Annotated in this window: 25 protein-coding genes; 15 read left to right on the top strand and 10 right to left on the bottom strand. The window is 69.8% G+C overall.

What is annotated here, in order from left to right:
* Positions 1-73: 73 nt before the first annotated feature.
* Both HD600_RS05870 and HD600_RS05865 read right to left on the bottom strand, forming a co-directional pair.
* Positions 74-1120: an NAD(P)-dependent alcohol dehydrogenase gene (locus HD600_RS05870; RefSeq protein WP_144793712.1), complete on the bottom strand. Its 1047-nt coding sequence runs from the start codon at positions 1118-1120 to the stop codon at positions 74-76.
* A 43-nt stretch (positions 1121-1163) separates the two neighbouring features.
* Entirely contained in the window at positions 1164-1967 is an 804-nt protein-coding gene (locus HD600_RS05865) for an alpha/beta fold hydrolase (RefSeq protein WP_184282217.1), read from the bottom strand.
* Between the two features lie 167 nt (positions 1968-2134).
* On the opposite strand from HD600_RS05865, the gene HD600_RS05860 reads away from it, so the two are divergent.
* Both HD600_RS05860 and HD600_RS05855 read left to right on the top strand, forming a co-directional pair.
* Positions 2135-2563, top strand: a complete 429-nt coding sequence (locus HD600_RS05860) for a hypothetical protein (protein ID WP_144793709.1) — start codon at positions 2135-2137, stop codon at positions 2561-2563.
* Between the two features lie 63 nt (positions 2564-2626).
* On the top strand, positions 2627-4099 hold the full coding sequence (locus tag HD600_RS05855) for an MATE family efflux transporter (RefSeq protein ID WP_144793706.1): 1473 nt from the start codon (positions 2627-2629) through the stop codon (positions 4097-4099).
* 66 nt (positions 4100-4165) lie between these two features.
* On the opposite strand, the gene HD600_RS05850 is transcribed toward HD600_RS05855, so the two are convergent.
* Entirely contained in the window at positions 4166-4630 is a 465-nt protein-coding gene (locus HD600_RS05850; RefSeq protein WP_144795031.1) for an Lrp/AsnC family transcriptional regulator, read from the bottom strand.
* 112 nt (positions 4631-4742) lie between these two features.
* Here HD600_RS05850 and HD600_RS05845 point away from each other — a divergent pair, with 112 nt between their 5' ends.
* Positions 4743-5972, top strand: a complete 1230-nt coding sequence (locus HD600_RS05845; RefSeq protein WP_184282215.1) for a trans-sulfuration enzyme family protein — start codon at positions 4743-4745, stop codon at positions 5970-5972.
* Here the strand turns inward: HD600_RS05845 and HD600_RS05840 are convergent.
* From HD600_RS05840 to HD600_RS05830, 3 genes are read right to left on the bottom strand one after another with little or no spacing between them, the layout of a single operon-like run.
* A complete protein-coding gene (locus HD600_RS05840; protein ID WP_144795029.1) occupies positions 5963-6778 on the bottom strand; it encodes a metal ABC transporter permease in 816 nt (271 codons plus the stop codon). The two genes, HD600_RS05845 and HD600_RS05840, sit on opposite strands and share 10 nt — an antisense overlap.
* A 38-nt stretch (positions 6779-6816) precedes the next feature.
* Positions 6817-7536, bottom strand: coding sequence for an ATP-binding cassette domain-containing protein (locus HD600_RS05835; RefSeq protein ID WP_184282213.1), 720 nt, complete (start codon positions 7534-7536; stop codon positions 6817-6819).
* On the bottom strand, positions 7533-8423 hold the full coding sequence (locus tag HD600_RS05830; protein ID WP_206705807.1) for a metal ABC transporter substrate-binding protein: 891 nt from the start codon (positions 8421-8423) through the stop codon (positions 7533-7535). The genes HD600_RS05835 and HD600_RS05830 overlap by 4 nt, the downstream gene beginning before the upstream one ends.
* 227 nt (positions 8424-8650) lie before the next feature.
* Between HD600_RS05830 and HD600_RS05825 the strand changes: the two genes are divergently transcribed.
* On the top strand, positions 8651-10168 hold the full coding sequence (locus tag HD600_RS05825; RefSeq protein ID WP_184282209.1) for a TrbL/VirB6 family protein: 1518 nt from the start codon (positions 8651-8653) through the stop codon (positions 10166-10168).
* A gap of 101 nt (positions 10169-10269) precedes the next feature.
* On the opposite strand, the gene HD600_RS05820 is transcribed toward HD600_RS05825, so the two are convergent.
* Complete coding sequence (locus HD600_RS05820) at positions 10270-11241, bottom strand: acetylxylan esterase (RefSeq protein WP_184282207.1); 972 nt, start codon at positions 11239-11241, stop codon at positions 10270-10272.
* Positions 11242-11369: 128 nt separating this feature from the next.
* On the opposite strand from HD600_RS05820, the gene HD600_RS05815 reads away from it, so the two are divergent.
* The 5 genes from HD600_RS05815 to HD600_RS05795 all read left to right on the top strand — a co-directional run bounded on the left by HD600_RS05815 (position 11370) and on the right by HD600_RS05795 (position 15783).
* Positions 11370-12845 carry a coiled-coil domain-containing protein gene (locus HD600_RS05815; protein WP_338402156.1) on the top strand — a complete coding sequence of 492 codons (1476 nt, stop codon included), beginning with the start codon at positions 11370-11372 and terminating at the stop codon, positions 12843-12845.
* A gap of 41 nt (positions 12846-12886) precedes the next feature.
* Positions 12887-13729 carry a sulfurtransferase gene (locus HD600_RS05810; RefSeq protein ID WP_144793686.1) on the top strand — a complete coding sequence of 281 codons (843 nt, stop codon included), beginning with the start codon at positions 12887-12889 and terminating at the stop codon, positions 13727-13729.
* Positions 13730-13836: 107 nt separating this feature from the next.
* A complete protein-coding gene (locus HD600_RS05805) occupies positions 13837-14679 on the top strand; it encodes a universal stress protein (RefSeq protein WP_184282205.1) in 843 nt (280 codons plus the stop codon).
* A 64-nt stretch (positions 14680-14743) separates the two neighbouring features.
* Positions 14744-15397, top strand: a complete 654-nt coding sequence (locus HD600_RS05800) for an acyl-CoA synthetase (RefSeq protein WP_184282203.1) — start codon at positions 14744-14746, stop codon at positions 15395-15397.
* Positions 15394-15783 carry a hypothetical protein gene (locus HD600_RS05795; RefSeq protein WP_184282201.1) on the top strand — a complete coding sequence of 130 codons (390 nt, stop codon included), beginning with the start codon at positions 15394-15396 and terminating at the stop codon, positions 15781-15783. The genes HD600_RS05800 and HD600_RS05795 overlap by 4 nt, the downstream gene beginning before the upstream one ends.
* 116 nt (positions 15784-15899) lie before the next feature.
* Here the strand turns inward: HD600_RS05795 and purB are convergent, their stop codons facing one another.
* Both purB and HD600_RS05785 read right to left on the bottom strand, forming a co-directional pair.
* Positions 15900-17282, bottom strand: coding sequence for an adenylosuccinate lyase (purB, locus tag HD600_RS05790; protein WP_184284728.1), 1383 nt, complete (start codon positions 17280-17282; stop codon positions 15900-15902).
* Positions 17283-17306: 24 nt separating this feature from the next.
* The gene (locus HD600_RS05785) at positions 17307-17768 is read right to left on the bottom strand and encodes a low molecular weight protein-tyrosine-phosphatase (protein ID WP_241731736.1); all 462 of its coding nucleotides are present in this window, start codon (positions 17766-17768) and stop codon (positions 17307-17309) included.
* A 212-nt stretch (positions 17769-17980) separates the two neighbouring features.
* Here HD600_RS05785 and HD600_RS05780 point away from each other — a divergent pair, with 212 nt between their 5' ends.
* Both HD600_RS05780 and HD600_RS05775 read left to right on the top strand, forming a co-directional pair.
* Entirely contained in the window at positions 17981-18244 is a 264-nt protein-coding gene (locus tag HD600_RS05780) for a hypothetical protein (protein WP_184282199.1), read from the top strand.
* Positions 18241-19545 carry a hypothetical protein gene (locus HD600_RS05775; protein WP_184282197.1) on the top strand — a complete coding sequence of 435 codons (1305 nt, stop codon included), beginning with the start codon at positions 18241-18243 and terminating at the stop codon, positions 19543-19545. Before HD600_RS05780 ends, HD600_RS05775 begins: the two co-directional genes overlap by 4 nt.
* Before the next feature lie 5 nt (positions 19546-19550).
* On the opposite strand, the gene HD600_RS05770 is transcribed toward HD600_RS05775, so the two are convergent.
* A complete protein-coding gene (locus HD600_RS05770) occupies positions 19551-19949 on the bottom strand; it encodes a phage holin family protein (protein WP_144793669.1) in 399 nt (132 codons plus the stop codon).
* 69 nt (positions 19950-20018) lie between these two features.
* On the opposite strand from HD600_RS05770, the gene HD600_RS05765 reads away from it, so the two are divergent.
* From HD600_RS05765 to HD600_RS05750, 4 genes are all read left to right on the top strand, one after another.
* Positions 20019-21137, top strand: coding sequence for a histidinol-phosphate transaminase (locus HD600_RS05765; RefSeq protein WP_184282195.1), 1119 nt, complete (start codon positions 20019-20021; stop codon positions 21135-21137).
* 9 nt (positions 21138-21146) lie between these two features.
* Positions 21147-22274, top strand: coding sequence for a thiamine pyrophosphate-dependent enzyme (locus tag HD600_RS05760; protein ID WP_184282193.1), 1128 nt, complete (start codon positions 21147-21149; stop codon positions 22272-22274).
* 11 nt (positions 22275-22285) lie between these two features.
* Positions 22286-23251 (top strand): alpha-ketoacid dehydrogenase subunit beta, encoded by a 966-nt coding sequence (locus HD600_RS05755; protein WP_184284726.1) that lies wholly within the window; start codon positions 22286-22288, stop codon positions 23249-23251.
* A gap of 127 nt (positions 23252-23378) precedes the next feature.
* A complete protein-coding gene (locus tag HD600_RS05750; RefSeq protein ID WP_184282191.1) occupies positions 23379-24722 on the top strand; it encodes a dihydrolipoamide acetyltransferase family protein in 1344 nt (447 codons plus the stop codon).
* Positions 24723-24744 lie beyond the last annotated feature (22 nt).

Below are 24744 nucleotides of genomic sequence, written 5' to 3'. Positions count from 1 at the left end.
CGCGAGACACCACGTCGCAGGTGGTGTCTCGCGTGCAGCGTGGTGTCTCACACGGCAGCGCGGCGCAGCGCGCTCAGCGCAGCGTGTCGATGTCGATGACGAAGCGGTAGCGGACGTCGGATGCCAGCACCCGCGCCCACGCCTCGTTGATGTCATCGGCTGAGGTGATCTCGACCTCTGGGGCGATGTCGTGCTCGGCGCAGAAGTCGAGCATCTCCTGGGTCTCGGCGATGCCGCCGATGTTGGACCCGGCGAACGAGCGGCGGTTGCTGATCAGCGTGCCGGCACCGACCGGCATCGGCTCGGACGGGGCTCCGACGTTCACGAGCGTGCCGTCGAGCGCGAGCAGCTTCAGGTACGCGTTGATGTCGATCGCAGCCGAGACGGAGTTGATGATGAGGTCGAAGCTCGCGCGCAGCGTGCGGAACGTCTCGTCGTCCTCGGTGGCGAAGTAGTGGTCGGCGCCGAGCTTCAGCGCGTCGTCGCGCTTGGCCTCTGAGCGCGAGAGCACGGTGACCTCTGCGCCCATGGCGTGCGCGATCTTGACGGCCATGTGACCGAGCCCGCCGAGGCCGATGACGGCGACCTTCTTGCCGGGGCCCGCGTTCCAGTGCCGCAGCGGCGAGTAGGTGGTGATCCCGGCGCACAGCAGCGGGGCGGCCTTCTCGTAGGGGATGGCCTCGGGGACGCGCAGCACGAACTTCTCGGTCACGACGACCGAGGTGGAGTAACCGCCCTGCGTGACCGTTCCGTCGACGTCGGTGGCGGCGTAGGTGCCGATCGCACCGTTCTCGCAGTACTGCTCCTGGCCGGCGGCGCAGTTCGCGCACTCGCCGCAGGAGTTGACCAGGCATCCGACACCGACGCGGTCGCCGACGGCGAAGCCCGTGACGTCGGAGCCGATCTCGGCGACGGTGCCGACGATCTCGTGGCCGACCGTCAGCGGGTATGGCTGCGGACCCCAGTCGCCCTGCACGGTGTGGATGTCGGAGTGGCAGACGCCGGCCCAACGGATGTCGATGCGCACGTCGGACGGGCCGACATCGCGGCGCTCGACGGTGCCGGTGAACAGGGGATCGGTGGCGGACGGGGCGACGATGGCGGGGATCACTGCGGGCATGGTCCCAGGGTAGACCGGATGCCGCGGATCGCGGCCGCCCCGATCACGCGTCGGCGCGGAGGAACTCCAGCGCGGCGTCCTTGAACGCGCGCGACCCCGGGGCGTTGAAGTGGTGCCGTCCGGGGATGACGAAGAAGGTCCCGTTCGGCGCGGCGTTCGCCAGCGTCCGTGAACCCTCGATGATCGCGTCCTGCTCACCCGTGGCGAACAGGATGGGGCGCACGGGGGCATCCGCGGCATCGGGGTCGACGGTGCGTGTGGTGCGCAGGCCTTCGGCGAGGGCGAGAAGGGAGCGGAGGTCGTTGCCCGGCACGCGTTCGGTGAGGGCGATGTAGTTCTGCGTCGCCCTGTCGGTGACCGGCGTGCCGTCGCTGATGTACGCGCGCACCTCGTCGAGTTGCAGCCGCTCCAGGGGGATGCCGTCCGGGACGCCCCCGAGCACCGCACGGTCGATGCGCTGCGGGAGGTCACGGACGACCTCCCAGCCCACTCTCGCGCCGAGCGAGTAGCCCACGTAATAGGCCTCTTCGACCAGGTACGTGTCCATGACGGTCTCGACGTCGCTGACGAGGGTGCGCACGGCGTAGGCCGCCGGCTCGTGCGGCTTGTCGCTGTTGCCGTGTCCGCGTTGATCGAGCGCGAGCACCCGGTACCCGGCGGAGGTGAGGGCGCGCACCCACCCGGTGGAGACCCAGTTGTCGCGTGCGCTCGAGGCGAAACCGTGAACGATCACGACCACCGGGGCGTCGAGATCACCCCAGCTGTATGTCGCCAGTCTCGTCCCGTCCGCGGCGTAGACGAGCTGAGGGTCGGGCATCTGCATGAGGTCTGAGAGAGGGACAACCACCCTTCCATCTTGGCCCTCCGAGAGGGCGGGCGGGCCGGGATGACGGGATGGGATCCCGTCCCCGCGCGCACCGGTTGCGTAACATCATCCTTGCGATGGATGCGGGCGCGGAGCGCCGGACGTACCGTGGAGAACACGGAGGAGACCGGGGGGTCGAGATGTCATCGTTGGGTGTTGTTCGAGAGCTGGGGGAGTTCTTCCTCTGGGTCGGTGTCGTCGGTGCGGCGATCGCGGTGCTGTGCGCCGTCGTCGTCCTCATCGCGTTGGCGAGGGGAGCCGCCGGAGCGGCCGGCGGTGCGGGCGCGGTATGGATCGGCGGCGGGCTGCTCAGCCTCGCGTCCGGGTTCTCCGGGCAGTGGATGCCGGCACTCGCCGCGGCCGGTGCGATGGTGGCCGCCCTCGTGCTCGGAGGCGTCGCCCGCTCCGCGGTGAAGGCTTTCGCGCGGCGACCGCGACCGGAGCCCGTCGACGCCCCTGCTGCCGCGACGCCGGCCACGGGTACCGCGACGCCGTCCACGGGGACGGCGTCGACGCCGATCGTCAAGACCCCGCGGATCGTCGGAATCCGCACGGTCACATCCGAATCGATTCGATAGACTGAGGCGCTCGCCGCCGCCGGCGGCGGATCCCCCTGACCTCCGTTCGGAAGCTCCTCCCGCATGGCCACCACCCTCACCACGGGTCGTCCGTGGCGCGTCATCCTCGCCTTCTGCGTGCCCCTGCTCATCGGCAACATCGTCCAGCAGCTCTATCAGGTCGTCGACACGATCGTCGTCGGGCGCGAGCTTGGCGTGAACTCGCTGGCGGCCGTGGGTGCGACCGGAAGCCTGCTCTTCCTGCTGCTCGGGTTCGCATGGGGCATGACGAGCGGTTTCGCCATCCCCACCGCGCAGGCGTACGGCGCGAAGGATCACGCCGCCGTCCGACGTTCCGTCGCGACGGGCACCGTCCTGTCCGCCATCGCGAGCATCATCATCACGATCGCCGGTCCCCTGCTCGCCGGTCCCGTGCTCGTCCTCATGCAGACACCGCCCGAGCTGCTCGCCGAGGCGACCCTCTTCACGCAGGTGAGCTTCCTCGGCGGCGGGGCGACGATGTTCTTCAACTATCTCGCCGCCATCATCCGAGCGATCGGCGACTCGAAGACGCCCCTGGTGTTCCTCACCGTCGCGTGCGCCCTGAACGTCGCGCTCGTCATCGTGCTCGTCGGACCCATCGGCTGGGGCGTCGCGGGAGCGGCGCTGGCCACCGTCGTCTCCCAGGCGGTGTCCGTGCTGCTGTGCCTCGACTTCATCCGGCGTCGGATCCCCGTGCTGCACGTGCGTCGCGCCGACTGGCGCATCACCCGCGACGACGTCGCCGATCACCTGCGGCTGGGCCTGCCGATGGGGTTCCAGGCCTCGATCATCGCGATCGGCACGCTCGTCGTGCAGGTCGCGCTCAACGTCCTCGGTGCCGACGCCGTCGCCGCGTACACGACGGCGAGCCGCGTCGACAGCCTCGCGACGGCGCTCCTGGCCTCGCTGGGCCTCGCCGTCTCGATGTACGTCGCGCAGAACTTCGGCGGGCGGCGCCCCGACCGCATCCGCGCCGGCGTGAAGCAGGCCGTCTGGATGGCGCTGGTCGCCTCGGTCGTGCTCGGTGGCGTCCTCATCGCCTTCGGCACGCACCTCGTCCGGCTGTTCGTCGGTGACGGAGTGGACGAGGTGGTGGAACTCGCGCACCTGATGCTCATCATCAACGGCTCGACCTACGCGCTTCTCGGCGTGCTGTTCGTGCTGCGTGGCGCGCTGCAGGGACTCGGCCAGGCGATGATCCCGACCGTCACCGGCGTCGTCGAACTGTTCATGCGCGTCACCGCCGCGGTCGCCCTCGGCGCCGTGTTCGGTTTCGCCGGCGTCGCCATGAGCAACCCGCTCGCCTGGATCGGTGCGGTGGTGATCCTCATCCCCGCCTACGTGCGCGCGCACCGCGCCCTGGCGAAGATGCCCGTCGACCCCGCCGAACCGACGCTCACCACTCCCATCGCGCTGGTGGGTCCGGACAACAGCTCGCTCAACGTCGACGCCGTCGTCACCCAGTCCGTGCCGGTCGTCGTTCAGAAGCGCTGGAAGAAGCTCCTTCGGCGCTGACCGCAGCGCGCCGGCCGCGGCCGTCTGAGCCACCGCGTCGCGGTCACCCGGGCCGGCGCGTCGCGGTCACCCGAGCACGCCGCGGCCGTCGCGCATCTCGAAGACGAGCTGGGTCTCGGTCCCTCGGACGACGGGATGCACCGTGATGTGCTCGAGCACGATGTCCCGCAGGGCCGCCGCGTCCTGCACGGCGACGTGGACGAGGAAGTCGTCCACACCAGCGACGTGGAACACCTGCAGTACGCGCGGCGTGGCGGCGAGGGCGTCGAAGAGTGCAGTGACCTTCTCGCCGGTGTGATTGGCCAGACGCACCTTGATGATGGCTTCGAGCGGGAAGCCGAGCGCCGCGGCATCCAGCCGGACTCTCGTGTCCCGCACGACCCCGCGGTCGCGCAGGCTCCGCACGCGGTGGGCGCAGGTCGACTCCGCGAGCCCCAGCTGCTGCGCCAGCGCCTTGTTCGTGACATCGGCCCGTGTGCTGAGCGCTGCGAGGATCTCCAGGTCCAGCTCATCGAGTTGGGGTTTCGGCAACGTGGGCTCCTCTTCACGGCGGTTCATTGCCGGAAATCGTGATCTGATGCGATCTGTCGGCTGATTCTGCGGATCCCTCCCATCTTGCTTGGGATTCGGACAATCTGGAAGCATGACCGACCAGCGTCCCCTGCATCCCGACACCGTTGCCGTGCACAGCGGGCGAGGCGACCTCGCCGACCTCGGGGTCCATGCCCTGCCGATCGACCTGTCGACGACGAACCCGCTGCCCGACATCGAGCGCGGTGGTGATTCATACGAGGCGATGGCCGGGGGTGGGCGGCCCATCGCCGACGGAAGCCTCGTGTACGCCCGGCTGTGGAATCCCACCGTCGCGCGATTCGAGGACGCCCTCGCCGAGATGGAGCACGCCGAGGCCGCCGTGGCGTTCTCGTCGGGGATGGCCGCGATGACGGCCGTCATCCTCGCGCACACCGGTGCGACGGGGAAGCACCACGTGGTGGCGGTCCGTCCGCTGTACGGCGGCACGGATCACCTGCTCGGCTCGGGGCTGCTCGGTACGGAGACGACCTTCTGCCACCCGTCGGAAGTCGGTGTCAGCATCCGGCAGGACACGGCCCTTGTCATCGTCGAGACACCGGCGAACCCCACGCTCGAGCTCGTCGACATCGCCGAGGTCGTCGCCGCGGCCGGGGACGTCCCGGTGGTCGTCGACAACACCTTCGCCACGCCCATCCTGCAGAACCCGCTCGACCACGGTGCGGCGATGTCGCTGCACAGCGCCACGAAGTACCTCGGAGGGCATGGCGACGTGATCGCCGGTGTCGTGGCGTGCAGCGAGACGACCGCCGAGGCACTGCGACGCGTCAGGGCCGTCACCGGAGGACTGCTGCATCCGCTCGGCGCCTACCTCCTGCACCGCGGGCTCACCACCCTGCCGGTGCGGATGCGCCAGCAGCAGGAGAACGCGCAGCGGATCGTGCAGTGGCTCATCGACCAGCCGGAGGTCGATGAGGTCTTCTTCCCCGGTCTCGACGGCGACCCGCAGGGGATAGTGAAGCGGCAGATGCACGGCACGGGGGCCATGATCGCGATGCGGATGCGCGGCGGATACTCCGCTGCCGGCGCGGTCGCCTCAGCGGTGAGTCTGTTCACGCACGCCGTCTCGCTCGGGGGAGTGGATTCGCTGATCCAGCACCCTGCTGCGCTCACCCATCGTCCCGTCCCCGCCGACGCGCGCCCGGATGCCGACGTCCTCCGCCTGTCGATCGGGCTGGAGAACGCCGACGACCTCATCGCCGATCTCGCTCAGGCCTTCACGCGGGTCGGGTCAGGTGCGCAGGCCTCCGGTGCCGCGACCGCCAGCCCGGCTCAGGGCTGAACGACCCGACGGGCCCGCAGCCGCCGGCCGATCACGCCCTGGCGGGGTGAGAAGAGGTACACGAGGGTGAACACGCAGCCCTGCACGACGACGACGAGCCCTCCGGATGCCGCGTCGATCCAGTAGCTGAGGTAGATGCCGATCACGCTGCACGCCGCCGAGAGCGTCGGTGCGATCACCAGCATCCGTCCAAAGCGGTCGGTGAGCAGATACGCGGTGGCACCGGGGATGATGAGCATCGCGACCACCAGCACGACACCGACCACCTGAAGGGCCACGACGCAGGTCAGGGCGAGCACGCCGAGCAGGAGTGCGCCGAGGAGACGCGGTGACAGGCCGATCGCGAATGCGTGCGTGGGGTCGAAGGCGTACAGCGTGAGGTCGCGGCGCTTCACGACGAGGACGGTGAACGCCACGACGGCGAGCACGGCGATCTGCAGGAGGTCGATGTCCGAGACGCCGAGGATGTTCCCGAAGATGATGTGATTCAGGTCGGTCTGACTCGGCGTCATCGAGATCATCACGAGCCCCAGGGCGAACAGGGTTGTGAAGACGATGCCGATCGCGGCGTCCTCCTTCACTCTGCTCGTCCCACGGATGAGGCCGATCAACGCGACGGCGAGGAGTCCGAAGACGAGCGCCCCGAGCGCGAACGGCGCCCCGAGCACGTAGGCGATGACGACGCCGGGGAGGACGGCGTGCGAGACGGCGTCCCCCATCAGCGACCAGCCGACCAGCACCAGCCAGCAGGACAGCAGCGCACAGACGACGGCGGCGATCATGGTCGTGACGAGTGCGCGCACCATGAAGTCGTACTGGAGGGGTTCCAGGATCCAGTCGAGGATCACGGCGACTCCAATCCGAACGCCCGCGACAGGGTGGCGGGTTCCAGCGCGTCGGCCACGGAGCCGTGGAACAGCACGCGCCGCAGCAGCAGTACTGCTTCGTCCGCCAGCTCAGGCAGCGCGTGCAGGTCGTGGGTCGACACGATCACGGTCCGGTCGTCCGCGGCGAGCTCCCGGAGCAGGCGGACGATCGTCGCCTCACTGCGCTTGTCGACTCCGGCGAACGGTTCGTCGAGCAGCAGGATTCCGGCATCCTGCGCGATGCAGCGTGCGACGAATGCGCGCTTTCGCTGCCCGCCGGAGAGCTGTCCGATCTGCCGATCGGCGAGGTCTTGCAGTTCCACGCGCTCGAGGGCCTCCGCGACGGCATCGCGATCCGCGGTCCGTTCCCGTCGGAGGAGGTTCTGCCGGGCGTATCGCCCCATCATGACGACGTCGCGGACCGAGACGGGGAAGGCCCAGTCGACGTCCTCGCTCTGGGGGACGTAGCCCACGAGGCCGCGCCTGCGTGCGGATGCCGGGGCCTTGCCGCCGATCGTCACGGACCCGTCGGTGGGGGCGACGAGGCCGAGGATCGTCTTGAACAGCGTCGACTTCCCCGACCCGTTCATCCCGATCAGACCGGTGACCCTCCCCGCCGCCACGGAGAGCGACACCCCCTCGAGAGCGAGCACGTCGCCGTATCGGACGGTGACGTCGGTGACCTCGACGGCGCTCACGGCGCATCCTCCTCGGCGATCCGGCCGGTGAGCGCGGCCGTGATGGTGTCCGCGTCGTGTCGGATGAGGTCGAGATAGGTGGGCACGGGGCCGTCCGCGGCGGAGAGCGAATCGACGTAGAGCGTCCCGCCGAATTCCGCTCCCGTCGCCTCGACGACCTGCCGCATCGCCCGATCGGACACCGTCGACTCGCAGAACACCGCGGGGACGTCGTTGTCCTTCACGAACTCGATCGTCGCAGCGATCTGTCTCGGCGTCGCCTGCTGCTCGGCGTTGACGGGCCAGATGTACGCCTCCGAGAGACCGGCGTCCCTGGCGAGGTAGGAGAACGCCCCCTCGCATGTCACCAGGGCCCGCTGTCGCTCCGGCAGCTCGGCGAGGTCGGCGATGAGATCGTCGTGCACCTGCTGAAGGTCGGCCTTGTACGCCTCGGCGTGAGCGGCGAAGTCCGCGGCGTGCGCCGGATCGAGGTCGCTGAACGCCGCGGCGATGGTGTCGACATACGACTGCACGTTGAGCGGACTCATCCAGGCGTGCGGGTTGGGGAGACCTGCGTAGGCGTCCTCGCTGATGTCGATGATCTCCACCCCGTCGGAGAGGACGACGTGCGGGACGTGCACCGAATCGACGAACTGTGCGAACCAGGCTTCGAGGTTCAGGCCGTTGTCGAGGATCAGCTGCGCCTGAGCGGCCTGGCGGACGTCGCCCGGTGTCGGTTCGTACCCGTGGATCTCGGCGCCCGGCTTCGTGATCGATTCGACCCGCAGATGGTCGCCGGCGACGTTCTGCGCGATGTCGGCGAGGACGGTGAAGGTGGTGAGCACGAGAGGCCGGTCATCGTCGACGTCCGCCGTCGGCGCACAGGCGGTGAGGATGCCGCCGAGCAGGCCGAGCACCGCGATGGAGGCGGCGTATCGGACACTTTTAGGCACACCGAAAAAATACCGCTTCGTCGCATGGGGGACAACACCTTCGGGCACTTCCCGTGCACGCCTTGTTGACCTCGAGTCAACTCCTTTTGTCGACAGGGTACATAAGACCGAGGTTCACCGATGGCGAAACTTGGTACCAAGCGGCAAGTTCGAGTCCCACCACACACGCGCACGGCAACGGCATGCGCATCACCGTCATCGTTCTCAGCGTGATGCTGGCCACGATGGTGATCCTGTTCTTCGCGATGATGGGGAAGGTCGCCGCCGGTGCGGCCGAACTCTCCGGCGGTACCCAGACGGCCAAGGGCGGCTCGGCGCAGATCGCCGCCGGAGCCGGCGATCTCTCTGCCGGTGCGGGAACGCTGGCCGACGGGACCGCTGAGCTGGCCGAGGGCGCAGCGAGCGCTCACGCCGGTTCGCAGAAGCTCGTCGCGGGCGCGCAGAAGGCGTCGACGGGCGCGACGACTCTCATGGAGGGCGCCGACAGCCTCGCCGCCGGCACGTCGAGCGCGCTCTCCGGCGCGGAGCGGGTCGCCGGCGGTGCGCAGAGTGCCCTCGACGGCGCGAACGATCTGTCCTACGGCCTCGCACAGGCGGATGCGGGTGCACAGCGCGCGGTCGACGGGGCGCGCGGCGTCGCCGACGGGGCGGTCGCCGCGGACAAGGGCGCGAAGGACGTGCTCGAGGGCATGACGAACCTTGCGAAGGGCGTCGCCGGAGCACACATGGTCGCCACCGAACTCCAGATCGGCGCGGATGACCTGAGCGGGCGTCTCTCGGCCGCCGTCTCGCCGCAGCTGCAGATGCTGGCCTCTGTCGAGACGAAGGCGGCGATCCAGGGGGCGGCCGCCGGTGCCCCTGGAAACGCACAGTACGTCGCTGAGGAGCTCGGCAAGCTCGCCGCCGCCGATCCGGAGAACGCCGACCTGAGGATCCTCGCGATGACGGCCGCCGGCCTCAAGCAGCAGGTGGACGGAATCGTCGGCGCAGCCGGCGCAGCACCCGACCTCGCCGCAGGGACACTGGCCGCCGCTGACGGCGCCGCACGAGTCGCGGGCGGTGTGAACGGTCTGGTCAACGGGATCCCGACAGAGGGATGGCCCGGCACCGTCGCGCTCGTGAACGAGCAGAAGGGTGCGCCCGCTCTCCTGAAGGGGACGCAGAAGCTCAAGGGCGGCACGGCCCAGCTCGCCGCGGGAGCCCAGCAGCTCTCCGCCGGGATGCAGCCCTTGAAGGACGGCACCGCACAGCTCGCCGCCGGGGCAGGCCGCCTGTCCGGAGGCCTGGACACGCTCTCCGGTGGTGCCGCCTCTCTGCAGTCGGGTGTCGCACAGCTCGACGCCGGGGCGTCGCGTCTGAACGCCGGCGCGGCCACTCTCGCCGACGGGACCGGCACGCTCCACGCCGGAGTGAAGACCCTCGACGGCGGGATGCGAGAGCTCGCCGAGGGCGCGGACACGATCTCCGCCGGTGCGGGCGAACTCGCCGACGGGGGCCGCACCCTCGCCACCGGCGCCTCGGAGCTCGCGGACGGCAACGGACGCATCGCCGACGGATCGGATCAACTGGCGACGGCGACGGCGAGTGCCGCCCCTTCGCTGCTGCCCTGGATGCTCGGCATCGGGCTGCTCGGCCTCATTGCGATCGGCTTCTGGATCGGGCATCGCATCAACCACCGCCGGAGCACGTCCGCCGGCTGACACCAGAACACCCCCGGTCCGCGCTCATCGCGACGGACCGGGGGTGTTGTTGTGCTCGGCGTGACCGCGCGGCGACGCGGGCGCGTGCGCGGTGGTGCGGTTCAGCCGGCGAGCTGCTCCGCGAGGAACGCCGCCTGCTTCTGCCACTGCAGCCCGAGTCCGCCCTCGTGCTCGTTGAACGCGTACTCGACGATGTCCGCAGAGCCGCCCCAGTGGTTGCGCGCCGCGTACACGGTCGACGGAGGGCACACCGGATCCATCAGGGCGACGGAGAACAGCGCGGGTGCTGTGGCGCGACGGGCGAGGTTCACGCCGTCGAAGTAGGACAGCGTGGCGAAGGTGCGCTCTGCGGCGTCTCGGTGGACGGAGAGGTAGCGGACGATCTCGTTGTACGGATCGCGGTCGGTGAGGCCGACGGAGCGTTCGAAGTGGCACAGGAACGGCACGTCCGGCATGGCGGCGATGAGACCGCTCGACAGTGCGGCCGCGGCGATCGCGATCCCACCGCCCTGGCTGCCACCGCAGACGGCGACGCGGGCGGAGTCGATCCGGTCCAGCGTGCGGACGGCGTCGATCGCGAGCACTGCGTCGGTGTACACGCGTCGGTAGTAGTAGTCGTGCGGGTCCTCGATGCCGCGGGTCATGTAGCCCGGCGTGGCAGGGCCGGAGCCGTGCGGGTCGGCGGTCACCCCGCCGGTTCCCCATCCGCTGCCCTGGCCTCGCGTGTCCATGAAGAAGTGCGCGTAGCCGGCGGCCGCCCAGCCGAGTCGCTCGTGGGGCAGGCCGCGCCCTCCGCCGTATCCGTTGAACTCCACGACCGTCGGCAGGGGGCCCTCGGCGCCGGTCGGCAGCAGCAGCCATCCGCCGATGGGGTCTCCGCCGAATCCGCTGAAGGTGACGTCGTAGACCTCGACCGCCTGCAACGGCGAGTCGATGCGTCGCAACTGGATCGGCTGGGCCAGCGCGCGGGACTCGGCGAGCGTCTGCTCCCAGAAGTCGTCGAAGTCGGCCGGTTCGGCCACCTCGGGTCGGTAGGAGCGCAGTTCGGGGGCGGGCAGATCGAAACGCGGCATCGCGGGAGTCCTTCTCTCGGGGTCGACGGCAGTTTATCGTCGCCGGTTCCCGTCGACGCACCCACTGGTTAGGCTGGTCGGCGAGTGCCGACGCTCATCCTCCCTCGATCTGAAAAGGTGTCACTGCTGTGAACGATTCCGCCCAGAACCGAACCGACGAGCAGGACACGGACTTCTTCGATCAGCTTGCGCAGGGGCCGTCACGAGAGCAGGACAGCTTCACCGTCGGTTTCCGCGGGTACGACCGCGGAGAGGTGGATGCCGCCATCGCCGGCCTGCGGATGCAGGTGCAGCGGGCGGAGACCGAGCTCGCCGAGGCGCGCTCCGGTGTGAACCGCGACGTCGAGGCCGTGCGAGCCGAGGTCGAAGCGGTACGTGCGGAGAGCGAAGAGCGGATCGCGGAGAGCGACGCACGCATCGCCGAGATCGAGAAGCAGCAGGAGGAGCGGCTCGCCGAGGCGCGCGAGGCCGACGAGAAGCGCATCGCCGCCCTCGAGGCCGACCTGGCCGCCGCGCGTGCGCAGGCCGCTGAGGCAGAGCAGCAGGTCAGCGCACTGTCGAACGAGTTGATCGACGCTCCCAAGGACGACGCCGACACCGAGGGCTCGCGGCTGCAGTTCGAGGCGGTGCTCCGGGTCGCCGAGGAGCAGGCGTCCGTCCTCATCCAGAACGCGGCAGTGCAGGCCGAGCGGCTGCTCCAGGCGGCACGCGAAGAGGCCGACGGCCGCCGTGCCGAGCTCGCCGCCGAGGTCGATCGCGTCACCGCGCAGGCGCAGCACGACGCCGACCAGGTGCGGCTGCGCATCGAGACCGAGTACACCGCGCACGAGGCCCGCATCCAGCGCGAGGCCGCTCATGCCGCCGAGAAGGTGAACCAGGCAGAGCAGGAGGCGGCCACCATCCGCACCGAAGCGGAGAAGGGCGCCGCGGCTCTGCGGTCGATGGTCACCCGTGAGACCACCCAGCAGCGCGCGGATGCCGAACGGGAGGTGCGCGAGATGAACGCACGCGTGCTGGAGTTCGAGGAGACCCTCACCCGCCGACAGGACGACGCCCAGCAGGAGTTCCTGCTGCTGCACAACCAGGCCGTCGCGCACGCGGAGCGGATCACCGCCGACGCCAACGAGCAGGTCGCATCGTCGCTCGAGCACGCCAAGCGCATCTCGGCCAAGGCGGACGACTACGAGCGCCTCATGCGCTCTCAGGCCCAGTCGATCGAGGCCGACGCTCAGGTGCGCGCCCGCGACACGCTGGAGCGCGCACAGGTGAAGGCGCAGAAGATCGTCAGCACCGTCACGGGGCACACCGCCGACGTGCTCCGCGACGCGGAGGACCGTACCCGGCAGCTGCGCTGGCAGCAGCAGCAGTTGAACAGCTTCATGGCCGAGGTGCGCGAGCTCATCCGTCCTGAGGGCGTGTTCGCGTCCGACGCCGAGGAGAGCGAGGATGCCGACGACGTCGACGTCCTCGAGGAGGGCGACGAGGTCATCGAGCTGGCACCAGAGGTCGAGGCCGACGAGACGGACGCCGACGACACGGATGAGAGCTCGGATGCCGACGCCCAGGACGCCGATGACGCCGACGAGAAGTCCGACGAGGACTGAAACACCGGCCGACCGGATCGAGAAAGGCGCAGCCGGAGATCATGTCCCACCTTGTGAGCGCGACCGAACTGGCCGATCTGCTGCGCGAGGACGCCGTGCGCGTGATCGATGTGCGGTGGCGTCTGAGTGCCCCCGGTGGAGGCGAGATGTTCGACGGGCGTGCGGAGTACCTGCAGGGGCACATTCCCGGCGCCGTCTTCGCCGATCTCGAAGAGGAGCTGACCAGGCACGGCCTACCGGAGGAGGGCAGGCACCCGCTGCCGACCACGGCACAGGTGCAGGATGCCGCGCGCCGATGGGGCGTGAACGACGGCGACCTCGTCGTCGCCTATGACGATGCCGGCGGACTGCCCGCGGCGCGCGCATGGTGGCTGCTGCGGCAGGGCGGGGTCGACGTGCGGGTCCTCGACGGCGGATGGCGCGCGTGGCAGGCGGCCGGCGGCGACATCGAGAGCGGCTCGGTGGAGTACGCACCGGGGGCGGTGACGCTGCACGACGTCACCGGCGACAGCCTGACCATCGACGAGGCGGCCGCCTTCCCCCAGACGGGTGTGCTGCTCGACGTGCGCGCGCCGGAGCGCTTCCGCGGTGAGACGGAGCCGCTCGATCCGATCGCCGGTCACATCCCCGGGGCGGTGAACCTCCCCACGACGCGGCACGTCGCAGAGGACGGCACCCTGCTCGACCTCGAGACGCTGCGGCGGAGCTTCGCCGAGGTCGGTGTCAGCGACGGCACACCCGTCGCGGCCTACTGCGGCTCCGGCATCACGGCAGCGCACACCGCGCTCGTGCTCGCCGAGGCCGGTATCGACGCGAAGATCTTCCACGGCTCGTGGAGTCAGTGGTCGAATACCCCCGGCCACCCCGTCGCCGTCGGGGACTGACCGGGCGCGCTCGCCGCATCGCCGCGCCGGGGGGGGGCGATAATCACGGCCGCGGAGGTTGGCATGCCACCGAACCCCGCGGTAGCCTCGGCGCAGGAGGCACGACCATGAACGCACGGATCGTCGTCGGTATCGAGCAGACCTCAGCGGGGGAGCGGGCACTGGCCTGGGCCGCGCGGCGCGCGGCGCAGTTCCACCGTGGACTGCTCATCGTCTCCGTCGTTGGCGGGGCCCTGGGTGTGGTCGGTGAGAAGCAGGTGCTCGCCGACACCGAGCGGCTGACGGAGGACTGGCTCAGCGCCGAGGCCGAACGCCTGCGCGCCACCGGTCTCTCGGTCGAGCACGCCGTGTTCCACGGCGACCCGGTCTCCCAGCTCACGGCCGCCTCCGCCGACGAGGAGATGCTCGTCATCGGCAGCGACTACCGCGGCCCGGACGAGGGCCCTGCGCGCGGTGTGCACGGCATCCGCATCGCCTCAGCGGCGAAGGTCCCCGTCGTCGTCGTGCCGGACCGCGATGTCGCCGAAGGGACCGGCGTCGTCGTCGGCGTCGACGGATCGCCGGTGTCCGAAGCCGCCATCAGATTCGCCGCAGCCGAGGCGGACCGGCTCGGCGAACCGCTCATCGCCGTCACGGTGTGGACCCCGATCACCACACACCACCGCAACTCCATCGTCTACCCGGAGCTGTACATCGAGAGCCTGGAGAAGGCCGCCCAGGAGACCCTCGCCGTGTCCCTCGCCGGCCTGAGCCAGGACTACCCCGACCTCGAGATCCGCAGAGAGGTGCGCCGTGGCTATCCCTCCGCAGTCATCAACGGTCTCGCCGCCGACGCCCGTCTCGCGGTCGTCGGTTCGCGCGGCCGAGGAGCGTTCGCCCGCTTCCTCCTCGGCTCGATCAGCCATGAGGTGCTGACCCATCTGCGGACGGCGACCGCCGTCGTGCGATGAGGGCGGCGCGTGGCCCGCGAGGCCCCGCGTAGACTGGAGGCACAACTCCGAACGAGGAACCGTCATGTCTGCCCCTGCCCGCGCGTTCACCGTGCGCCACGTCCAGCTGCTGCGCGCGCTGTTCGCCGCCGCCGCCGCACTCATGATCACGTTCTCTCCCGATCACTCTGCGGCCATCGGCTTCTCCGTGTTCGGAGGATTCACCGCCGCCAGCGGCTTCATCCTCATCGTCGGCGCATGGGTGGTCGCATCGGCCGGCACGCGCTGGCCGTACATCCTGCTTGCCACGCTCGACCTGGCGGCGGCGATCGTCAGCGGCATCCCCACCTGGCGCACCGACGCGGCGTTCTTCATCGTCGTGATCGTCTGGGCGGCGGTGTCCGGTCTCGTCGAACTCATCGCGGGCCTGCGTGCCCGCCGCACCGACCCTGCGGGGAAGGACGCGATCGTCGTCGGCGCCTTCGGCCTCCTCCTCGCGGTCATCCTGCTCCTCATCCCCTTCGACTTCACCCTGCAGTACTCGGTCGACGGTCCTGGAGCGCTGACGCTCTCGGGGATCATCCTCGCCGTCGGCATGTTCGGCGGATACGCCGCCATCGTCGCGGTCTTCCTCGCGATCGCGGGGCTCTCGCCGCGTCTGACCGGACAGAAGGATGCGACGACCACCGGAGCCGCCGATGCTGCGGACGAGTCGACGACGACGGGAGGCACAGCGTGAGCGAAGAGAAGAAGTCCACCCGCCGGGAGCTGCTGCGTCCGCTGCACCTGCTCGGCATCGCCCTCGCAGCCGGTGTGTTCGCCGCGGTCGTGACGCTGGTCACCACCGGAGCGTTCACCGCCCGTGTCAACAACGCGATCGCGACCGGGACCTACCAGGGTCTGACGCCGATCGGCCTCGGCCTCGTCATCGGCGGAGGAGCGTTCATCGTGACGCTGCTGATCATGTCGATGCTCATCCTCGCCGTCGACCCCCGGCAGTACGAGGACAAGACCATGGGTCGCCCCGTGCTCTACGACGGCGAGCCGGACGAGCAGACCGGTGCCGCGGCGAGCGACGACGTGCAGCAGAAGGGTCCCGCGGGCGGCGAGCCCACGGCGTCCTGAGTCCGCGCGCCTCCGCGCCGGCGGCCCCTGGCCCCGCGCGTTCCTGACCACGCCCCGGCATCCGGGACTCACGATCCCCGTCCGCGCGCCCTTGGCGACGCGAACGGGGAACGGGATCACTTCGCGAGGCGCTCCGCGATGCCGGTGTACGTCGCCGGCGTGAGGGCCAGCAGGCGCTGCTTGGCGGCATCGCCGATCTCGAGCCCTTCGACGAAGGCTGCGAGGTCGGCTGCACCGACGCGGTGACCGCGGGTGAGCTCCTTCAGCAATGCGTACGGGTCGCTGATCGTCGAACGACCGGCGACGACCTCGGCGCGGATCACGGTCTGGATGGCCTCGCCGAGGACCTCCCAGTTCACATCGAGGTCCGCGAGCAGCACATCGCGCGACAGGGAGATCTCGCCCAGGCCGCGGCGCAGGTTGTCCAGGGCGAGCAGCGAGTGCCCGAACGCCACACCGATGTTGCGCTGCGTCGTCGAGTCGGTGAGATCCCGCTGCAGGCGCGAGGTGACGAGCGTCTGCGACAGCGAGCCGAGCAGCGCGGCCGACAGCTCGAGGTTCGCCTCGGCGTTCTCGAACCGGATCGGGTTGATCTTGTGCGGCATGGTCGACGAGCCGGTGGCGCCGGCGACGGGGATCTGCGCGAAGTAGCCGAGCGAGATGTAGGTCCAGATGTCGGTCGCGAGGTTGTGCAGGATGCCGCCGGCGTGACGGATGCCGTCGTACAGCTCGACCTGCCAGTCGTGCGACTCGATCTGCGTGGTGAGGATGTTGAAGCCCAGCCCCAGCCCCTCGACGTAATCCTTGGCGATCTGCGGCCAGTCGGCGTCCGGGTCCGCCGCGAGGTGCGCCGACCAGGTCCCGGTCGCACCGGAGAACTTCGCGAGGTAGTCGGCTCCGGCGATGCGCGCGCGGACGCGCTCGAGACGCCACGCGAACACCGCGAGCTCCTTGCCCATGGTCGAGGGCGTCGCGGGCTGTCCGTGCGTGCGGGAGAGCATCGCGGCATCCGCGTGCTCGACCGCCAGCTCACGCAGCCGGGCGATGACGCCGTCGAGGGCCGGCAGCCACACGTTCTCGACCGCGCGCTTGACGGTGAGGGCGTACGAGACGGAGTTGATGTCCTCGCTCGTGCACGCGAAGTGCGTGAGCTCGGCGATCGCATCCAGCCCGAGCGTGGACAGGCGGTCGCGCACGAGGTACTCGACGGCCTTGACGTCGTGACGGGTCACGGCCTCCTTCTCGGCGAGCCAGTCGATCTCGGCCTGGCCGAAGTCGCGGTAGAGCGCGCGCAGACGGTCCTTGACGTCCTCCGCCAGCGGCGAGGTGCCGAACATCGAGCGGTCGGTGAGGGCGATCAGCCACTCGATCTCCACCTCGACGCGGGCCCGGTTCAGTCCCGCCTCCGACAGGTACTCGCCGAGCGGCGCCACGGCCGGACGGTAGCGGCCGTCGAGGGGGCTCAGCGGCTGGACGGGGAAGTCATTCGACGAAGTCAGGGGAGTCCTCCTGATCGGGCCCCGTCAGATCCGGGGCGTGCGGGGTGTCCTGCGGCCCTGACGCAGAGCCGGTTCGAGCTGTCGGAACAGGCCTCGGGTCGCGGTCTCAATCATAGCCAGCACGGCGTCGAACATCGCGGTGTCGGCGTAGTACGGGTCCGGGACGTCCAGGCCCTCGGCGAACCGGTCGAAGGCGAGGAGCAGAGTCACCTTGCCCTCGTCGTCCTCGTCGCGAGCCCACTGACGGAGGATCCGTTCGTGCGTGCGATCCAGTGCCACGATGAGGTCGTTCTCGGCGAAGGACGCCGCGGTGAACTGTTTCGCGCGATGCGCCGTCCCGTCGTAGCCGCGTCGCTCCAGCGCCTCGAGCGTGCGCACGTCCGCGCGCTCGCCGACGTGCCATTCGCCCGTACCGGCGCTGCGCGAGACGATGAGCGGACCGACCCCCTGATGCTCGGCGAGGTCGCGGAACACCACCTCGGCCATCGGTGAGCGGCAGATGTTGCCCGTGCACACGAACATGACGCGGAACGGATCTGTCGGGGACACGCGTCCATTCTGCCGTTCGATGCCGTCGCTGCACAGCCGGATGCGCGTCGGAGGCGTCGCGTTCTGCACACCGGTACATCGATACGCGCCGTGCACACGTCCTGCGTTCGCACGATCGGTGCGATGCCGCCCCCTGGCACCCTGGCTGCATGCTCGACATCACCGCCGCCGACGGGTGGACCTCGGAGGCGCTCTGGACCCTCTACGCGGCGCGGCGAGCTCTCACGGATGCGATCGCCGCAGCGGAAAGTGCCGGTGCCGCCCTGCTGCCGCTGATCGGGGCGACCGAGTGGCAGGCCGACGGAGTGCGCGCGCTGCACGAGCTCATCGTGGCGCTGCGCGCGCGGACGGCCGCGGAGATCGGCGAACTCAACACCCGGATGTGGGAGATCGATGCGGCGGCGGCGTCATGACCGATGACCTCGAGATCACGCACGGGGGCGCGATCGCCGTCGACCCGCAGGCGCTGCGCGCCGTCGCCGACGCTCTGTGCGCACTCGCGCCTCGCATCGCGGATGCCGCGACGGACGCACGCCGTGCGCACGCGCTCCTCGTCGGCTTGCCTGGCGCGTCGGAGCGGGTGGACACCGTCGCGCTGTGGGCCAGTGCGGCGCGCTGCGAGGCGCTGCACGAGGAGTGCCGCACGGCGGGTGAGAACACGCGTCTCGCGTCCGACGCTTATGAACTCGTCGAACGCCGGGCGGAGCTCGCGGGGCTCGCCCTGCAGGATGACGCGCGGGCAGCGGCGGTGCGGGACCGGATCGCCGAACTCGAGGAGTCCGACCCGCGCATCGTCGAGATGGAGGCCTGGCTCGTCGCCGGATGGGAGAAGCGGCGCTTCGACGGCCTCCGGGAGCAGTACGACCTCGGATGGCCGGGCACGGTCGACGGGCCGGGCCTCGACCTGGGGGTGTTCTTCGCCATGGCCGCGACGGTGGGCGGAAGTGGAGCCGGCACGCTGCCGCCTGGAGCATCGCTGACCGGCAGCGGCGGACCGGTGTCGGTGAGACCGGTGAGGACGGAGTCGCCGATCGCTCCTCCGACGAGCCTCGCCGAGGCCTTCCGGCGGTTCCCCGCCTCGGACGGGGCGCAGATCAAGGTCGAGAAGTACACGATGGCCGACGGCTCGCGGCGCTATGCGCTGTACGAGAAGGGGACGCAGGCGCTCGGGGTCTTCGGGCGCGAGGAGCCGTTCGACATGGTGTCGAACCTCGAGCTGTACAGGGGACAGGAGTCGGCATCGTATGCCGCGACCGTCGCCGCACTGGAGGCGGCCGGCGCCCAGCCGGGCGACCAGGTGGACGTCTACGCGCACTCGCAGGCCGCGATGAACGCCGCATACCTGTCATCGCAGAGCGAATTCGACGTACGGGTCCAGGTCACGGCGGGAAGCCCGGTGCACCCGGCCGTCGCCGACGATCAGCTGCTCATCGAGCTGCGCCACACCGACGACGTGGTCAGCGCACTCGCCGGCGGCGGTTCCCCTGCGGGCACAGGGTCGCAGGACAGCATCGTCGTCACACGCGTCGGCGACCCCGTACGCGGCCCGCAGGACCTCATCGGATACACCCACTTCGAAGGCCGGTACATCGAGACCGCCGAGCTCGTCGACGCGTCAGCGGACGTGCGCCTCGAGGCCATCCGGGACCGCTGGCGCGAGCTCAACGAGGCGGTGTCCATCGAATCGACGGAGTTCGTCGCGCGCCGCGGGTGAACGCTTCAGTCGCGGCGCTTCTTCTGCGGCCGGAGGATCGCGCCGAACACGGCGTTGATGATCGCGATGATGATCGCCGCCAGCACGCCCCACCAGAAGGAGCCGAGCGACAGTCCCCAGCCGAAGCTCGAAGTGATCCACGCCGTCAGCCACAGCAGGAAGCCGTTGATGATGAGCCCGATGAGACCGAGGGTGAGGATGTAGAGGGGGAAGGCGACGATCTTGATGATCGTGCCGATGATCGTGTTCACCAGGGCGAAGATCGCCGCGACAGCCAGCAGCGTCAGCACGAGCTGCAGTGTCTCGCCGGGCGCGAACGGGCGGACCTCGACCTGCAGGGCCGGGATCAGCGTCACCACCCAGATGGCGAAGGCGTTGATGATGACTCGGATGAGGAAGCGCATGGTGGACTCAGTCTCGCACGATCGTGTCGCCCTGTCAGCGGTGAGGTGTCGCGCTCGTAGACTGACCTCGTGACCGAGCCGATCCTTCCCCGCCTCCGCCCAGAGATCGCCGCCCTCGCCCCGTACCGGCAGGGCAAGCAGGCGGGTCCGGACGCCTTCAAGCTCTCCAGCAACGAGAACCCCTTCGAGCCGCTGCCCTCCGTGCTCGAGGCACTGCAGGGGACGACGCCGATCAACCGGTATCCGGATGCGACGGCCACCCGGTTGCGCGAGCGCCTCGCCGCCCGTCACGGCGTCGCCGTGGACGAGGTGCACGTCGCCAGCGGCAGCGTCGCGATCCTCTACCAGCTCGTGCAGGCCGCGGCATCCGCGGGCGACGAGGTCGTCTACGCGTGGCGCTCCTTCGAGGCGTACCCCGGACTCGTGCTCGTCGCCGGCGCGACCGGCGTCGAGGTGCCCCTCATCGAGTCGGACGACCTCGCGCAGACCGGTAGGCACGACCTCGGCGCGATGGCGGATGCGATCACCGACCGCACGAGGGCCGTGATCGTGTGCACCCCGAACAACCCCACCGGCCCGATCGTGACGAGCGCGGAGTTCGCCGCGTTCGTCGAGCGCGTTCCCTCGGACGTCCTCATCATCCTCGACGAGGCGTACGCCGAGTTCGTGACCGACGACCGTGCGGTCGACGGGCTCGGTGAGCGGGTGTTCGACGCGCACCCCAATGTCGTCGTGCTCCGCACGTTCTCCAAGGCATACGGTCTGGCCGGCCTGCGGGTCGGGTACGCCATCGGACATGCCAAGGTCCTCGACGCCGCCCGCTCCACCGGCATCCCGCTCTCGGTGACCTCGGCCGCCGAGATCGCCGCGATCGCCAGCCTGGATGCCGAGGCGGAGCTGCTCGAACGGGTGAACGTCCTCGTCGGTCGCCGCGCATCTCTCGTCGACGGGCTCCGCGCCCAGGGGTGGGCGGTGCCGGAGAGCCAGTCGAACTTCGTGTGGCTGCCGACCGGCGACCGTACCGACGAGGTCGCACAGGTGTTCCGCGACGCCGACATCATCGTCCGACCGTTCTCCGGCGACGGCATCCGCATATCCGTCGGAGAGCATGAATCGGTGGAGAAGGTCCTACAGGTCACCCGATCCGTTGTCGCACCTCTCCAGAGCCAGGGGCGGGAGAGCCGCTAGCGTAGAACTGTGACCTCCTCAGAGACCGAATTCGTCCGCGTCCTGGAGGCGGACGGACGATACGCGCCGAACGCTGCCGCCGAGCAGTATCTGCCGCTGATCGAGGCGATCAGCGACGCCGAACTCGAGCAGTTCTACCGCGACATGGTCATCATCCGCACCATCGACAACCAGGCCACCAACCTGCAGCGTCAGGGACAGCTCGCGCTGTGGCCGCCGAGCCGTGGTCAGGAGGCGGCGCAGGTCGGTTCGGCCAGGGCCGCCCGCGCGCAGGACACCCTGTTCCCGTCCTACCGCGAGCACGCCGTCACGCGCATCCGCGGGGTCGACACGCTCGGCATCATCAAGCTCATGCGCGGCGTCTCGCACGGCGGGTGGGACCCGACCGATCCGGTCAACGGCAACACCCGGCTGTACACGCTCGTGCTCGGCTCGCAGACTCTCCACGCCACCGGATACGCCATGGGGCTCACCTTCGACGGCCGCTCCGGCACCGGTGATCCAGACAAGGACGAGGCGGTGATCGTCTACTACGGCGACGGCGCATCCAGTCAGGGCGACGTGCACGAGGCGATGGTCTTCGCTGCGAGCTACCAGGCGCCGACGGTGTTCTTCCTGCAGAACAACCAGTGGGCGATCTCCGTGCCCGTCGCGACCCAGACGCGCGTGCCGTTCGCGCAGCGCAGCAGCGGCTACGGCATCCCGAGCGTCCGTGTCGACGGCAACGACGTCCTCGCCAGTTACGCCGTCTCCCGTGTCGCCCTCGACGAGGCGCGCGCCGGCAAGGGCCCGCGCGCGATCGAAGCCGAGACGTACCGCCTCGGGGCGCACACCACCAGTGACGACCCCACCAAGTACCGCACCAGCGACGAGGAGCAGTCGTGGGAGCAGCGTGACCCGATCGCGCGCATGCACGCGTTCCTGACGAACAAGGGGGCATCGGCGGCGTTCTTCGCCGACGTGGAGGCCGAGGCCGCAGCGGCGGCCGACGACCTGCGCACCCGCACCCTCGAGCTCGGGCCACCGCCGGCGAACACGATCTTCGACCACGTCTACAGCGAGCCGCATCCGCTGATCGACGAGCAGCGCGCCTGGCGCGAGCGCTACGAGGCCTCGTACGAAGGAGACGCCAAGTGACCCTCGAGACGATGCCGTTCGCCAAGGCGCTCAACGCCGGACTGCGTGCCGCGATGGAGCAGGACCAGAAGGTCCTGCTCATGGGGGAGGACATCGGAAAACTCGGCGGCGTCTTCCGCATCACCGAGCACCTGCAGCGCGACTTCGGCGAGCAGCGCGTGCTCGACACTCCCTTGGCCGAGTCCGGGATCGTCGGCACGGCGATCGGCCTGGCCATGGCGGGCTTCCGCCCTGTCATCGAGATCCAGTTCGACGGATTCGTGTTCCCGGCGTTCGACCAGATCACCACGCAGCTGGCGAAGCTCACCAACCGGCACGAGGGTGCCATCTCGATGCCCATCGTCATCCGCATCCCCTACGGCGGGCACATCGGCGCCGTCGAGCACCACCAGGAGAGCCCCGAGGCGTACTTCGCGCACACCCCAGGGCTGCGGGTCGTGTCGCCGTCGACGCCGAACGACGCGTACTGGATGATCCAGGAGGCGATCGCCTCGAACGACCCAGTGATCTTCATGGAGCCCAAGAGCCGCTACTGGCAGAAGGGTGAGGTCGACATCGCGGCATCCGCTGTCCCCCTGCACGCGTCGCGCGTCGTGCGCACCGGCACCGACATCACCCTCGTCGGTCACGGAGCGATGGTCACGGTGCTGCTGCAGGCCGCCGCGATCGCCGAGGGGGAGGGCACGAGCTGCGAGGTCGTCGACGTCCGCTCGCTGTCCCCGGTCGACTACGGCCCCATCCTCGACTCCGCCCGCAAGACGGGGCGCATGGTCTACGCGCAGGAGGCCGCCGGCTTCTCCAGCATCGGCAGCGAGATCGCCGCGACCGTCATGGAGCGGGCGTTCTACGCGCTCGAGGCTCCGGTCCTGCGGGTCTCCGGGTACGACACCCCGTTCCCTCCGGCCAAGCTCGAGGGCACCTTCCTCCCCGATGCCGACCGCATCCTCGAGGCCGTCGACCGATCGATGGCCTACTGAGAAATGGCCGACCCATGGGCGTGACTCCGGAGAATCTGGCAGATTCGGGCCTCGGCGTACGCCGAATCCGCGGATCCGTACAGAATCTCCGGAGTTGTGCCCGGATCGTCCGTCGAAAGGACTCGCAATGAGCACGCAGAACTTCCACCTGCCGGACGTCGGTGAGGGCCTCACCGAGGCCGAGATCGTCACCTGGAAGGTCGCGCCGGGCGACACGGTCGCCATCAACGACGTGATCGTGGAGATCGAGACGGCGAAATCGCTCGTCGAGCTCCCGTCGCCCTACGAGGGCGTCGTCGGCGAGCTCCTCGTCTCCGAGGGGACGACGGTCGAGGTCGGCGCACCCATCATCCGTTTCGAATCGGATGCCGCGGCCCCCGCTGCAGCTTCGTCTCCCGCCCCCGCGGCGGAAGAGGCCGGTGGCTCGGTGCTGGTCGGATACGGCACGGGCGCCGGAGCCACCTCCCGGCGCACCCGGCCCGCCGTGCGACCCGTCCGGTCGTCGGTCGGGGTGATCGCCAAGCCGCCGATCCGCAAGCTCGCCCGTGACCTCGATGTCGACCTGTCCTCGGTGACGCCGACCGGTGCCGACGGCGAGGTCACCAGGGACGACGTGATCAAGCACGCCTCGCAGGCGAGCGTCTTCCGCAACATCGAGACGCCCGAGTGGGGAGACGTCCGAGACGAGGTCGTGCCGGCTCCCGCCGGTGCCCAGGCGGGACTGGCGCGCGGCATCGCCCCCACGCAGAGCCAGATCGGTGCGGACGCCGACCGCACGGAGTCCATCCCGGTCAAGGGCGTGCGCAAGGTCAGCGCCTCGGCGATGGTGCAGAGCGCCTACAGCGCCCCGCACGTGACGGTCTGGAAAGAGGTGGACGCCACCCGCACGATGGAGCTCGTCAAGCGCCTCAAGGCCTCGCCGGACTACGCCGACATCAGGGTGTCGCCGCTGCTCATCGTGGCCAGGGCCGTCATCTGGGCGGTCCGCCGCAACCCGATGGTGAACGCCGCGTGGGTGGAGACCGAGAACGGCGCCGAGATCGCCGTGCGGCACTACGTCAACCTCGGCATCGCCGCGGCGACGCCGCGCGGACTGCTCGTGCCGAACATCAAGGACGCGCAGGAGCTGAGCATGAAGGACCTCGCCCGCGCGCTCAACCGCCTCACGCTCACGGCGCGCGACGGCAAGACGCCGCCGGCCGACCAGCAGGGCGGCACGTTCACGATCACGAACATCGGTGTGTTCGGCATGGATGCCGGGACCCCGATCATCAACCCCGGTGAGGCCGGCATCCTCGCGATGGGGACGATCAGCCAGAAGCCCTGGGTCGTGGACGGCGAGGTCCGCCCTCGTTGGGTGACGACGGTCGCCGGCTCGTTCGACCACCGCGTCGTGGACGGCGACGGCATGAGCCGGTTCATCGCCGACGTCGCCGCGATCCTCGAGGAGCCGGCGCTGCTCGTCGACTGACGCGCTCGGTGCGTGAGGCACC

Origin of the sequence: Microbacterium ginsengiterrae, assembly GCF_014205075.1 — a bacterium.
Lineage (GTDB): Bacteria > Actinomycetota > Actinomycetes > Actinomycetales > Microbacteriaceae > Microbacterium > Microbacterium ginsengiterrae.
The sequence above is the reverse complement of the archived record's forward strand: the minus strand, read 5'-3'. Positions and strand labels throughout refer to the sequence as shown.